The organism is Kitasatospora sp. NPDC056800 (genome assembly GCF_042789775.1).
Lineage (GTDB): Bacteria > Actinomycetota > Actinomycetes > Streptomycetales > Streptomycetaceae > Kitasatospora.
Window position 1 is genome coordinate 1 of the sequence record NZ_JBHUAL010000253.1, and the last position, 12,697, is coordinate 12,697.

The following is a 12,697-nucleotide window of genomic DNA, read 5'->3' on the forward strand; positions in this document are numbered from 1 at the left end:
GCCCTGATGGGGGCGGCCGCTCGGCCGGTCGGACAGCCGTCAGTCGGTCAGACGGTCAGCGTCTGACCCGGGAAGATCAGGTCCGGGTCGGCGCCGATGGTGCGCAGGTTCTTCTGGTACAGGCTGTCCGTGTCGGTGCCGAACTTGGCCGCGATGTCGCTCAGGGTGTCACCGCTCCTGACGGTGTAGCCGCCCGCGGCGGTGTTCTTCGGCGCGACCGGCGCGGACTGCGCCGGCTTGGCCGAGGGCTGCCCCTTGGGCGCCTGCTGCGCGGCCGCCGGCTTGGCGGCGGGCTTGGCCGCGGGCTTGGCGGCCTTCGTGGCCGGCTTGGCGGCGGGCTTGGCCGCCTTGGCCGCCGTGCCGCCCGAGGTGTCGGCGACGGCCGGGGCGCCGCCCTTGCCCAGGCCCGCCCTCTGCGAGCAGACGGGCCAGGCGCCCGCGCCCTGCGAGGCGAGGACCTTCTCCGCGACGGCGATCTGCTGCGCCTTGGTCGCCTTGTTGGCCTGGGAGGCGTACGCGGTCCCGCCGTACGCGGCCCAGGTGGACGGGCTGAACTGCAGTCCTCCGTGGAAGCCGTTGCCGGTGCTGGTGCTCCAGTTCCCGCCGCTCTCGCACTGGGCGACGGCGTCCCAGGTCGAGGAGGTAGCGGCGGAGGCCGAGGTGGCCGTGACGAGGCCGGCCACCGGCAGGGCCGCGACGGCGGCGCCCGCGAGGACCGCCATCCGCACGCGGTGGCGCTTGGTGGTGGCGGTGGTGTCGGTGGCAGCGGCGGTCTCGTGACGGGGATTCATACAGTTCCTCTCGACAAGTCCCGGGTGGGCATGCGGAACCAGGCCCGGGACATGGGCCGGCAGTCTTTCGCTCACCTCACTCGACGGGCGGCCGGACACGTGTCGGACGTGCCGTGCCGCCCCGGTCACCTCCGCACGCCGACGGCCTGTTCGAGCCGGTCTCGTCGGCGGGCACCGCCCTCATGCCGCGGGTCAGTCGGCGGGCAGTGCGTCGGGGTGAACCCGGGTGGCGCTCGTTGCGCCGCCAATGAAGCTAGGGGGCATCACCCGGACGCAGCAAGCAATTCTTCGACGTCGCAGGTCAGTTGACTGTTACCGGCGGTACGGGTCAAAAAATCATGCCCGATTTGACCATTTTTGACCAGATTTCCAAGATCAAACGGTCAAATTCCGTGCCCTCACTCACACCTGTCCGCCCGAGAAAGCCGTCACACCATCCACGCGGAGGAACCGTCAGCTGACGCACCGTCACCACCGCACCCGGAGTTCCCGGTTCCGCGCCGCCGTCGAGTGGCATCCGTCACGCCCGACACGTACGGCGACCACGCGAACACCCTCAGCGACGGCCGTCGAGCTCCGCGTCCCGCGCCAACAGCGCCGCCTGGACCCGGTTGTCGCAGCCCAGCTTGGCCAGGATCCGGCTGACGTAGGTCTTCACCGTCGCCTCGCTCATGTGGATCCGCGCCCCCGCGTCGGCGTTGGACAGACCCTCTCCGAGCAGGGCCAACACCTCCAGCTCGCGCGGGGTGAGCACCTCCAGCCGACGCCGCGCCGCGACGGCGCGGGCGGCCAGCGAGGCGCTGCGCCCGGAGGCCAGCGAGTCGACGATGTGCCGGGTCGCGGCCGGCGAGAGGAAGGCGTTCCCGCCCGCCGCCGCCCGGACGGCCTGGATCAGCTCGTGCGGTGCGGTGTCCTTGAGCAGGAAGCCGGCACCGCCCTCGGTCACGGCGCGCAGGACGTTCTCGCGCTCCCCGAAGGTGGTGAGGATCAGCGCCCGCGCGCCGGGGGCGACCTTCGCCAGTTCCCCGAGCGCCGTCAGCCCGTCCATCACCGGCATCTGGATGTCCAGCAGCACCACGTCCACCCGGTGCGCCCGCGCGAGCTCCAGCGCCTCCCGCCCGTCGGCGGCCTCCGCGACCACCTCGATGTCCTCGGCGGAACCGAGGATCATCCTGATTCCGGCCCGGATCAGCGGCTCGTCGTCGGCGACGAGGACTCGGATCACGCTGGTCATTCCCCTCGAACGGTGCTGTGGGCTGCGGCACCCATCCTCACATCCCGGCAGGACCGTTCCGAACCACCCCGATCCGGACCAGCGTGATCCGAAACCGGCCCGGCCCGCCCGGCCGGGGCACCCGCCCGCGCACGGGGTCACTCAGCCCTTGGCCACGTACTCCTGTTTCTCCACCAGTGCCCCGTCCCGGAAGCAGAATCGCGCCACGTGCTCCTCGTTCCAGCCGGCGCCGGGCGCACCGTTCAGGACGAACCAGCGGCAGCGCGCGCCCTCCGGGATCTCCGGCCCTGTCCCCTTATACGTGTCGGTGATGAAGTCGTTGCCGCGCGGCAGTGTCTGCAGCACCTCGGACTCGGCGGTGCCCACCCTGATCTGGTCGTACATCGGCTGCTGCACGGTCGCGTCGTTGGTGCCCTTGACGAAGGCGACCACGCCCCAGACCGCCAGGCCGAGCACGGTCACCGCGATCGCGACCACCCCGAGGGCGCAGCCCATCGCCGGACTGCGCCGCTTGCGCTCCGGCTCCTCGACGGGCGGCAGGCCGTCCAGCATCCAGTCCTCGGCCCCGTCCGCCGCCGCGGCCTGCTCCTCCCCTTCATAGGGGAGCACCGCCGCCAGCCGGAAGCCCTGCTCCGGCGTGGGCCCGGCGTGCACCATGCCGCCGACCAACCGGGCGCGCTCCCGCAGGCCGGTCAGCCCCTGACCGCCGCTGACGGCCGCGCCCACCCCGACGCGTGCCCCCACGAGCTCCGGCGCGCGGGCGTTGGTGACCTCCACCACCAGCGCGTCCGGCTCGTACCGCAGCGCGACGCCGATCGGCGCGCCGGGGGCGTGCTTGTGCGCGTTGGTGAGCGCCTCCTGCACGATCCGGTACGCCGCGTGGTCGACGGCGGCCGCCAGCGGACGCCGCTCCCCCTCCACGGTGAGGTCGATCCCGGCCCCGGCCGCCCGGGAGGACTCCACCAATCCCTCGATCCCGTCCACCCCGCCCCGGGCCGCCGCCCCGGCACCCGCCCCGGTGGCCGCCGACCCGGCGGTGGGCACCCCGGCGGCCGCCGGGGCGGTGGCCGGCACCGCCGTCGACTCGTCGTGCAGCACCCCGACCACCTCGCGCAGCTCGCGCATCGCCGCGACCGCCGCCTGCCGCAGCACCCCGACCGCCTCGCGCTGCCGGTCGGTGAGCGTCCGGTCCACCTCCAGCGCGCCCGAGTGCACCGAGATCAGCGCCAGCTGGTGGCCCAGGCTGTCGTGCATGTCCTGGGCGATCCGGTGCCGCTCGCGCAGCCGCGCCTGGTGCACCACCATGACCCGCTCGCGCAGCAGCTGCTCGTTGCGCTCGCGCAGCGCGTCCAGCAGGGCGCGGCGCTGCGCCCGGTAGCGGCCGTAGAGCGCGGGCAGCACGGCCACCACCAGGAAGGCCCCGAAGGACAGCGGCAGCACCAGCTTCGGCGAGAGCGAGGCGCCCTCCTTCAGCACCCCCGTCATGGTGAACAGCGCCCAGCCCACCACGAAGGTGCCGACCAGCGACCAGACCCGGCGGATCCGCGCCCCGGCCGTCCAGCCCGCGCAGACCAGCATCGGGATCGGGCCGACCGCCCAGCCGGCGGCGGCCGCGACGACGACCAGCACGGTGGCCGGCAGTCCCTTGCGCAGCACCCACGCCACCGCGACCCCGACGCCGACGAGCACCGCCTGGCCGGTGTTGGAGAGCAGCTCCATCAGCGCGGCGAAGCCGCCCATCAACAGGGCGAGCAGTGCCTCGCCCACGACCCGCCGGGGCCGCCAGGGCCCCGGCAGCGCCGTCCGTACCGCCGTGTTCCAGGCCCGCGCGATCGCTTCCACCCGTCGAGGCTATCGGTCCGGCCGGGTCATCCGCCGTCCTCCTTCGTCGCCGCCCCGGCCGACGAAAGTCGCCTGGTCGGCCCCGTCCCGGCGGCCTGCCCGCCCGGTCCGCACGGCGCGGCCGCCGGGTCCGAACGGCGTGGCCGCTCAGCCGAAGGCCGTGAGCAGCAGTGCCACGTCGTCCACCCGGCGGGCGGAGCCGACCTCGCGCAGCAGCCGCTCGGCCGCCTGCTCCAGTCCCTCCCCCGCCACCGCCCGGGCCAGCGCGGCCCGCAGCCGGTCCACGCCCTGGTCGATCGCCACCGCCGGGTCCTCCACCAGCCCGTCGGTGTAGAGGGCGAGCACCGCCCCGCTGCCCAGCCGCAGGTCGCTGACCGGGTAGTCGGCCCGCTCGTCCACCCCGAGCAGCGGCCCGCCCGGGACGTACAGCGCCTCGGCCCGCCCGCCGGGGTGGCGCAGCACCGGCGGGAGGTGCCCGGCCCGGGCGATCCGGCCGAGCCCGACGGCCGGGGTGAGCCGGACCAGGCAGCAGCTGGCGAGCAGCCCGGGGTCGAGGTCGAGCAGCAGCCGGTTGGTGCGGGCGAGCACCTCGTCGGGCGGGTCGCCACCGGTGGCGAAGGCGCGCACGGCGCTGCGCAGCTGCCCCATCGTGGCGGCCGCGCCGACGCTGTGGCCCTCGACGTCGCCGATCACCAGGGTGACGTCCTCGCCGGTGACGATCGCGTCGTACCAGTCGCCGCCGATCTCCATGCCCTGGGTGCCGGGCAGGTAGCGGGCGGTGATCCGGATGCCGGGCACCTCGGGCAGCCGGTGCGGCAGCAGCGCCTGCTGCAGGCCGCGGGCCAGGGCGAACTCGGCGTCGTACAGCCGGGCGCGCTCCAGGGCCTGGGCGATGAAGCCGCCGAGCGCGGTGAGCAGGCCGCGCTCCTCCACGGTGAACGGGCGCGGCAGGTCGAAGCCGACGATGCAGGTGCCGACCGGACGGCCGGAGGCGATCAGCGGCAGGAAGGCCCAGGCGCCCATCTCGTCCAGGGCCAGGCCGGGGTAGGTGGCGGCGAGTTCGCGCACCGACTCGAAGAAGACCGGGGTGCCGGTGCGGAGCGTCTCCGCGCCGGGCACCCGGGTGTCCATCGGGATGCCCTCGAAGGCGTCCAGGAAGCCGTCCGGGTAGCCGGTCTGCGAGAGCAGGTGCAGCCGCTGCTCGCGCACCGCGTAGATGGCGAGCTCCTGGCCGCCGAAGGCCGGCAGGAGCTCCTCGGCCACCGCCCGGCAGACGTCCCGGACGGTGACCGCCTCGGTGAGCGCGCTGGCCAGTTGGAGCAGGTGGTGGGTGCCGCCCATCCCCGTGCGGGCGGCGGGCGGCGGCGGGACGGCGGCCGGCTCGGCGGCGCCGGGCGGGGCCTCGGCCGCGACCACCCGGGCGGTGACGCCGTGCGGGTCCGGGTAGAGCGAGAAGGCGAGCCAGCCGTCCGGCGGGCGGGCGGCCAGGAAGGCGGTGGGCCGCTGGGAGAGCTGGGCGGCGCGGTAGCGGTTCTCGTAGAAGGGGTCGGCGAGCCAGGGCAGCGCCTCCCACGGGGGGCGGTGGACCAGGTCCTCGCGGCGGGCCCGGAGCAGTGGTTCGACGGCGCGGTTGGCGTAGCCGATCCGGCCGTCCTGGTCGAGCGCGAACACGCCCTCGGGCAGCCGGTCGACGGCGGCCGCGGCGGCGGTCAGGCTCCGGAGGTCCAGCACCGCGCCGACCAGGTGGGTCCGGCCGTCGGAGATCGCCCGGGGCACCCGGGCCCACAGCTCCACCGGGTACGGCAGGCCGTCCGGGCCGAGCACCCGGACCCGGGCGGCCAGCACCTCGCCGCGCTCCAGCGCGATCCGGGCGGCGGCCCGGAACCCGGGCAGGTCGCCGGGGGCGACGCGACGGCCCAGGGCGGCCACCGTGCCGTCGAACTCCCCGGGTCCGAAACCGAAGATCTCCAGGAACTGGGTGTCGGCGGCGAGCGACCCGGTGGCCACGTCCCAGTCGAACATCCCGACCCGGGTGGTCGGCACCGACGGCGGCGGCAGCTCCACCACGGCCGCCTCGCAGCCTGGCTCCACCGACTGCCCGGACTCCGCCAACCCGGCCAGGCCGTCGGCCAGTTGGGCGGCCGCCTCGGCCAGCTGCCGGGCCGCCGGCGCCGCCACCCCGTCGTCCGAGGCCGGCCACAGCGCGGTCAGCACCCCGAACCGCTCCCCGCCGTGCCCCACCGGCTCGCAGGCGGAGACGAAGTCGTACGGCAGGCCGACCGCGAGCTGCGGGAAGCGCCGCATGGTGTCCTCGGCGTCGGTGAGGACGACGGCGCGCCCGGTCCGGAAGGCGACCGCGACCGGCAGCGGCCCCGCGGCGGCCACCCGCCGGAACGGGCCCATCACCGACAGCGGCACGCCCGCGATGGTGCGCAGCACCAGCGAGCGGCGGTCCCGCGAGCGCAGGTACACCAGCGAGCCGTACGCCCCGGTCGACTCCAGCACCCGGCGCGCGGCCAGGGCGAGCAGCTCGTCGCGCCGGTGGTCCGCCCGCCGGGCCGTCTCCCGGACGGACGGCGGGGCCGCCCGGCCGGTCTCCGCGCCGGCCCCGGGCTCCGGCGGCCGGTCCGGGCCCGGCCGCGCCCCAGGGGCCCCGCCGGTCGCGTGCGGATGGCGCATGCTCTTTTGCTACGCCCGGCCCGCACCGGTGTCAAGGCGAGCCCGCACCGGCCCCGGGCTGCCCCGTGGCCCGCCGTGCGCCAGCATGGACGGCATGCCGAGCGAACCCCGCCGCACCACCGTGGTCAACCTCAAGGGCCACCGCGACGACCCCGGGTACCGCGACGTCGTCTACGTCGGCCGCGCCATGCACCGCGGCGGCTGGCACCTCGCCGAGTCCCCGCTGCACTGCCCGTACCGCCCCGGCCCGGACCTCACCCGCGAGGAGATGGTCGCCAGGTACCGCGCCCACCTGCTCGCCCACCCCGACCTGCTCGCCCTCGTCCCACCCCTGCGCGGCCACCGCCTCGGCTGCTGGTGCGCCCCGCTCCCCTGCCACGCCGACGTCCTCGCCGACCTCGCCGACCACCCGCCTGCGTGATCCGCTTTCCCCATCTCTTCCACCATTTCGTATGCATAGCGGACTGTTCGATATTCTCCGGGCGGGTGGCGGCGTGGGGCCGCCGGTGGGGAAGCGAGAGCCGTATGCAGTCGTCGTCCGGGGGTCCCGCGAGCGGGACGGCGTGGCAGTGGGACGAGGAGACCGACGGCGGCGGGGCCCCCGAGGACGTGATCGCGGGCGGCGGGGAGCGCGCGCGGCCGAGCCGGCGCCGGCTGCTGCTCGGGGCCGGGGTGCTCGCGGCGGGCGGGGCCGCCTGGGCGTTCGGCCGTTCGGGTGTCGGCGGGGCCTTCCCCTCGCCCGGGCCGACCGGGCCGGTCCCGACCGCGCTGTCCGGGCCGACGCCGCTCTGGACGTACCGCGGCCCGGAGGCGATGACCCCGGAGCGCCTCACCGACCCGCCGAGCCACCCGGTCTACCTCTCCAGGAACGGCCTGCAGGTCCTCGACCACGAGAAGGGCACCGCCGCCCGGCTGCTGGTCTTCGACCCGCCGGCCGCCCGCAGCTGGCCCATCGACGGCGACGTGCTCGGCAAGGTGGTGGTCGGGCCCGACCACCTCTTCACGATCTACGAGGGCCACCTCGACGCCCGGCACTTCACCGACCAGGCCGGCGACTGGAGCCTGCCGCTGCCCGACGAGCTCCAGGGGCAGGTCCGCCTCGCCGGCTACGACCGCCAGGCCCCCGGCATCCTCTACGGCTACGCCTGGGGCCGCCCGCGGTCCGACGGCACCCGGACGGAGAACCGCCTGTTCGCGCTGCGGGTCACCGACCGCTCCCTGCTCTGGTCCGTCCGCACCGAGCAGACGGAGCAGCCGGTCACGCCCGCCACCCACATCGGAGGCGGCCTCCTCGCCTGTCTCCGCTTCCTCGGCGGCCGCGTCGAGGTGGTGGCCCGGGACGCCGCCACCGGCCGCGAGCTGTGGACCGCCCCCGGTGAGGAGGACCTGCGCTGGTGCGTGGCCGGCTCGGGGGGCTTCTTCGTCCCGGACGGCAACGGCGGCGTGCGCAGGCTGCTTCCCGCCGGCGAGCCGGGCTGGACCTACGCGCCCCACCGGGGCGAGTCATGGCGGGCGCTCCCGCCCCTCGAACACGGCGGCCGGGTGTACGTCCCGTGGGACCAGGGTGTCGTCAGCTGCCTCGACCTGTCCTCCGGCGCGGAGCTCTGGTCCTGCCGGCTGCCGTTCCCGCTGGACCGCCGCAGCCGTCCGCTGGTCGCCAGGGACACGTTGTTCGTCCCGGGTACGGCGGCCGGCGGGGTCAGCGCGATCCACCCCGCGACCGGCGAGCTGGGGTGGACCTTCCACGACTCCGGTCCGGGGAAGGACGTCTGGACCCTCGCCACCGACGCGGCCCACCAGTTCGACGGCACCCGCCTCTACGCGGGCCACGACGACGTCCTGCACGCCCTCCCCCTGAACTGAGCGCCCCCTACGACACGGCAGGACGGCCCGATGCAGGTACGCCCGATCTCCCCCGACAACCTGGCCGAGCTGCTCGCCGACCGCATCGCCGCCCTGCCCGACGCCCGCGGCCGGCGCCTGCGGGTGGCCGTGGACGGCGCGCCGGCCGCCCTCCCCGGGGCGCTCGCCGACGCGCTGGTGGAGCCGCTTCGGCTGCGCGGCCACCCGACGCTGCGGGTCTCGGCCGACGGCTTCCTGCGCCCGGCCTCGATCCGGCTGGAGTACGGCCACCAGGACGCGGACGCCTTCCACGACCTCTGGCTGGACGACGGCGCCCTGGCCCGCGAGGTGCTCGACCCGCTGGAGCCGGGCGGCAGCGGCCGCGTCCTGCCCTCCCTGCGCGACCCGGCCACCGACCGGTCGACCCGCGCCCCGTACACCGAACTCCCGCCCGGCGGCGTGTTGTTGCTGGACGGCGCGCTGCTGCTCGGCCGCTGGCTGCCGCTGGAGCTGACCGTCCACCTGGCGCTCGGCCCGGCCGCGCTGGCCCGCCGCACCCCGGCCGACCAGCAGTGGACACTGCCCGCCTTCGCCCGCTACGAGGCGGAGACCGGGCCCGCCGCGACGGTCGACGTCACCGTCCGGGTGGACGACCCGCGCCACCCCGCGCTGGTCGAGCGGCCGTGACCTCCGGGGCCGGGCCGCGCTGGCAGTACGGGCACCAGAACACCGTCCGGTCACGCGGCGGCGAGCCCTGGCGCCCGGTGACGACGGGGGTGACGCAGCGCGGGCAGGGCCGTCCGGCCCGGCCGTAGACCCAGTGCTGGTAGCCGGGCCGGGTGTCGCCGGTGGTGATGTGGCCGGGGCGCAGCTTGTTGGTCTCCAGCATCTGCCGGGCGCGCTCCACCAGCCGGTCGGGGTGCGGGAGTTCGCCGACCTCGGTCCACGGCGTCACGCCCGCGACGAAGCACAGCTCGTTCGCGTAGACGTTGCCGATCCCGGCGAGGTTGCGCTGGTCGAGCAGGGCCTCGACGACCGGGCGGCCCGGGCGGGCGAGGAGCCGGCGGACGGCCTCGACCGGGTCCCAGTCGGAGCCGAGCAGGTCGGGGCCGAGATGGCCGACGATCCGCCGTTCGTCGGCGGTGCGCAGCAGTTCCACGACGGGCAGCCGGTAGCCGACGGCGGTGCCCCGGTCGGTGCCGAGGACGGCGCGGATCTGCCACTCCGGGCCGCCGGTCCACCGCTCGCCGGGGCGGTAGACCACCCAGCGGCCGTCCATCCTCAAGTGGGTGTGCAGGGTGAGGCCGCCTTCGAAGCGGGCGAGCAGGTGCTTGCCGCGCGGGGCGACCTCCAGCACCCGGCGGCCGGTGAGGTCGGCGGTGGCGTGCGCGGGCACCCGCAGGTCGGCGCTGGTCAGCGGCTGTCCGGCGAGGGCCTCGTGCAAGTGGGCCGCCACGCGGTAGACGGAGTCACCTTCTGGCATGCCTCCATTCTGGTCCGCGCGGCGGCCCGCCGGGGCACCGCCCCCGGGTGCGCTACTCCGACTGCTCGGCGGCGCCGTGGGCCTCGCGCACCACGACCACCGGGCAGGGCGCGTGCTCGGTGAGGTGGCGGCTGACCGAACCGAGCAGCACGCCGGAGAAGCCGCCCAGGCCGCGGCTGCCGACGACGAGCAGCGCGGCGCCCTTGGCGGCCTCCAGCAGCGCCTGGGCGGCGTTGCCGGGCATCACGCTCTCGGTGATCCGCACGCCGGCGTCGTCGCCGGCCACCTTGGCGACGGTCTCGCTGAGGGTCTTCCCGGCGAGCTCCTCGGGGTTGAAGGCCTCGACGGTCGGCACGCCCGCGCCGGCCCAGCCGTAGAAGGCCGGGTACTCCCAGGCGGCGATCGCGTGGACCGTCCCGCCGACGGCCCGCGCGTAGTCGATCGCCCAGCGCAGCGCCTGCTCCGAGGCGGGCGAGCCGTCCACGCCGACGACGATCCGGGGATTGGCACTCATGCCCTTGCTCCTTCGGTTGCTCCTGATCGGTCCCGACCCTCCGAACATAGATCAAATCGGACAAACGGTCGGTATCTGCCACGCCGGAAGCGGCCCGCCGCATTCAATTCCAGTGCGCGCGGCCCGCGACGCCTGCGAGGATCCCCGGATGCCGCACAAGCCCCGCCGCCGCACCGGCGGCTTCGCCGAGGTCCTGGCCGCCCTGCCGCCGAAGGAGGAGCACGAGTACTGGAACCTCGACGACCCGCTCGCGTCGGGCGGCTTCGTGGACGCCGGGGGGCGCTACTGGCGGCTGGCCCGCGGCCCGGTGGACCGGCGGCTGGCGAAGCGGCTCGCGGTCGACGCGGACGAGATGACGCTGGGCCTGTGGGGCCGGCTGCACGAGGCCTCCCCGGGCGTCTTCGTGCCCGCCCTGCTCACCCCCGAGGAGCGGCCGGCCGCCTGGCTGGACGCCTCCGCCCTGGAGTACCTGGCGTACGAGTTCCGGGCCTCCGGCGACCGGACGCTGCTCTACCTCGTGGTGCACTGCTGATCCGCTGTCACCGTCAACTCCGGTAGGCCGCCCAGATATTGGCCATCCGCTGGACCTGTCCCGGGGTGAACCTGGTCATACAGGAGTCGTAGCTGTAGTCCATGAAGTTGTGGATCGGGTCGAGCCCGGGGCCGGGGCAGGTGTCCCGGCCCTCGGGGCAGCCGGAGGCGGCGGTGCGTTCGGCCGGGGTGTCCTCCACGTAGTCGCCCGGGGCCCGGCAGCCGTTCTGGAAGGTGTGGAAGAGGCCGAGCCAGTGGCCGATCTCGTGGGTCGCGGTGTCGCCCTCGTCGTAGTGGACGGCGGAGCCGCCCGGCAGCGAGGCGTCGAGCACCACCACGCCGTCGTCGGTCGGGTGCGTCCGGTAGGCGTTCGGGAAGGTCGACCAGCCGAGCAGGGAGTCGCCGAGCCGGGCGGTGTAGAGGTTGAGGGTGCCCTGGTCGCCCTTGCGCAGGGCGGTCTTCATCGCCTGCTCGGCCGAGGAGCCCGGGGTCATGCCGGTGTACCAGGAGGCGTTGTCGCTCCAGTCGGTGCCGACCAGTTCGAAGTGGAACGGGCTCGGGACGTTGCCCTCGCCCTGGCCGCCGTAGCTCTCGTTGAGGTGGTCGATCTGGCCCGCGACGGCGGCCGCGTCCAGCCGCCCCTCGTCGCCGTCGTGGATCACGTGGAAGTAGACCGGGATCGTGGTCGGGGCGGCGGACCGGACCCGGCCGACGCCCAGTTCGGCGAGCCGCTGGGCGAGGTCCGCCTGCATCGCCCGGGCCTGCCGGGGGCTGACCGCGTTCGGGTCCCGGTCCGGCCGGCTGCCGGCCGGCAGCCGCGCCGCGACACCGCCCGCACCGACGCCGTCGTCCGGACCGACGCCGTCGTCCGCGCACCGCTCCACCGCCGGAGCGACGGCGGCGCGGTGCGCGGCCGGTGCGGCGAACTGGCTCAGACCGGCCGCGGCGACCAGCGCGGCGGCGCAGGGGAACAGGCGTGGGGCACGCGAGCGCACCCGGGCAGTACGGCGCATCAGCGCTCCTGACAGGGGAGTTGACGGGGTGTCGGCCGCGCCCGTGGCCTGCTCCGGCCGGACCCGCCGGCGCCCGGCGCGGACCCGCCGAGACTACGACGCCGTGAAGTCGATCCCCCGCAGGGCGCGCGCGGCGGCCCGGTCGAGTACCACGGCCGACGCACAGCCGGCGGGCGGCCGTCCGGCCTCCAGGATCCGGCGGCGCAGCCGGGCGACGGCGGCCTGGTGCCGGGCGAAGGCGTAGCGCGAGACGCCGCGCCGGCGCCGCCGCTGCCCGTCCAGCGCCTCGGCCGGGTCGGCGTCGAGCAGCAGCAGGTGCACCCGGCGGCCCTGCCGGGCGGCGGCCCGCACCAGCCAGGCCCGCACCCAGGGCTGGGTGCCGCAGTCGTGCACCGCGAGCGGCCCGCCGTCCAGCACGGCCCGGCGTAACCGCAGGTAGTGGGCGAGCCGGGCCAGCGGGCGGTAGAGCGCGTACGGCAGGCGGCCGGGCAGCCGGGCCGCGTACTCCTCGCGGACCAGCTGGGAGTCGATCAGCGGGGCGCGGACGCAGCGGCGCATCAGGGTGCTCTTGCCGCTGCCGGGCAGGCCGGTGACGACCAGCAGGTCCCCGGCCGGGTAGCGCAGGACCGCCGGCCCGGGCCCGCGCAGCTCGTGCCGGGCGCTCGGGTCGTGCGGCGCGTGCGATGCGGACGGGTCGTCCGGCGCGGGCAGGACGACCCGTTCCCCGGCGGTGCGCGGCGGCGGCACCCTCGGCGCCGCCGCCGTCCG

Annotated in this window: 12 protein-coding genes; 4 read left to right on the forward strand and 8 right to left on the reverse strand. The window is 75.8% G+C overall.

Features of this window, described 5'->3' with window-relative positions; genetic code table 11:
• Positions 1-47 precede the first annotated feature (47 nt).
• From ACFRQN_RS36375 to ACFRQN_RS36390, 4 genes are all read right to left on the reverse strand, one after another.
• Positions 48-791 (reverse strand): transglycosylase family protein, encoded by a 744-nt coding sequence (locus ACFRQN_RS36375; RefSeq protein WP_375875726.1) that lies wholly within the window; start codon positions 789-791, stop codon positions 48-50.
• Positions 792-1,347: 556 nt separating this feature from the next.
• Positions 1,348-2,016, reverse strand: coding sequence for a response regulator transcription factor (locus ACFRQN_RS36380; protein ID WP_049652130.1), 669 nt, complete (start codon positions 2,014-2,016; stop codon positions 1,348-1,350).
• A 150-nt stretch (positions 2,017-2,166) separates the two neighbouring features.
• On the reverse strand, positions 2,167-3,867 hold the full coding sequence (locus ACFRQN_RS36385; RefSeq protein WP_380744807.1) for a sensor histidine kinase: 1,701 nt from the start codon (positions 3,865-3,867) through the stop codon (positions 2,167-2,169).
• 147 nt (positions 3,868-4,014) lie between these two features.
• Positions 4,015-6,546: a SpoIIE family protein phosphatase gene (locus ACFRQN_RS36390; protein WP_380744809.1), complete on the reverse strand. Its 2,532-nt coding sequence runs from the start codon at positions 6,544-6,546 to the stop codon at positions 4,015-4,017.
• Between the two features lie 94 nt (positions 6,547-6,640).
• On the opposite strand from ACFRQN_RS36390, the gene ACFRQN_RS36395 reads away from it, so the two are divergent.
• The 3 genes from ACFRQN_RS36395 to ACFRQN_RS36405 all read left to right on the forward strand — a co-directional run bounded on the left by ACFRQN_RS36395 (position 6,641) and on the right by ACFRQN_RS36405 (position 9,075).
• Positions 6,641-6,967, forward strand: coding sequence for a DUF4326 domain-containing protein (locus ACFRQN_RS36395; protein ID WP_117493083.1), 327 nt, complete (start codon positions 6,641-6,643; stop codon positions 6,965-6,967).
• A 104-nt stretch (positions 6,968-7,071) separates the two neighbouring features.
• Entirely contained in the window at positions 7,072-8,409 is a 1,338-nt protein-coding gene (locus ACFRQN_RS36400) for a PQQ-binding-like beta-propeller repeat protein (RefSeq protein WP_380744811.1), read from the forward strand.
• A gap of 30 nt (positions 8,410-8,439) precedes the next feature.
• A complete protein-coding gene (locus tag ACFRQN_RS36405; RefSeq protein ID WP_380744813.1) occupies positions 8,440-9,075 on the forward strand; it encodes a uridine kinase in 636 nt (211 codons plus the stop codon).
• Here the strand turns inward: ACFRQN_RS36405 and ACFRQN_RS36410 are convergent.
• Together ACFRQN_RS36410 and ACFRQN_RS36415 are read right to left on the reverse strand one after the other, a co-directional pair.
• Positions 9,023-9,871 (reverse strand): DNA-formamidopyrimidine glycosylase family protein, encoded by an 849-nt coding sequence (locus ACFRQN_RS36410; protein ID WP_380744815.1) that lies wholly within the window; start codon positions 9,869-9,871, stop codon positions 9,023-9,025. The genes ACFRQN_RS36405 and ACFRQN_RS36410 overlap by 53 nt on opposite strands.
• Before the next feature lie 52 nt (positions 9,872-9,923).
• The gene (locus tag ACFRQN_RS36415) at positions 9,924-10,385 is read right to left on the reverse strand and encodes a universal stress protein (protein WP_049659205.1); all 462 of its coding nucleotides are present in this window, start codon (positions 10,383-10,385) and stop codon (positions 9,924-9,926) included.
• A 148-nt stretch (positions 10,386-10,533) separates the two neighbouring features.
• On the opposite strand from ACFRQN_RS36415, the gene ACFRQN_RS36420 reads away from it, so the two are divergent.
• Positions 10,534-10,917: a hypothetical protein gene (locus tag ACFRQN_RS36420; RefSeq protein WP_049659206.1), complete on the forward strand. Its 384-nt coding sequence runs from the start codon at positions 10,534-10,536 to the stop codon at positions 10,915-10,917.
• 13 nt (positions 10,918-10,930) lie between these two features.
• Here the strand turns inward: ACFRQN_RS36420 and ACFRQN_RS36425 are convergent, their stop codons facing one another.
• Together ACFRQN_RS36425 and ACFRQN_RS36430 are read right to left on the reverse strand one after the other, a co-directional pair.
• Positions 10,931-11,929, reverse strand: a complete 999-nt coding sequence (locus ACFRQN_RS36425; RefSeq protein ID WP_380744817.1) for a zinc metalloprotease — start codon at positions 11,927-11,929, stop codon at positions 10,931-10,933.
• Positions 11,930-12,022: 93 nt separating this feature from the next.
• Positions 12,023-12,676, reverse strand: coding sequence for an AAA family ATPase (locus ACFRQN_RS36430; protein WP_380744819.1), 654 nt, complete (start codon positions 12,674-12,676; stop codon positions 12,023-12,025).
• Positions 12,677-12,697: the final 21 nt, after the last annotated feature.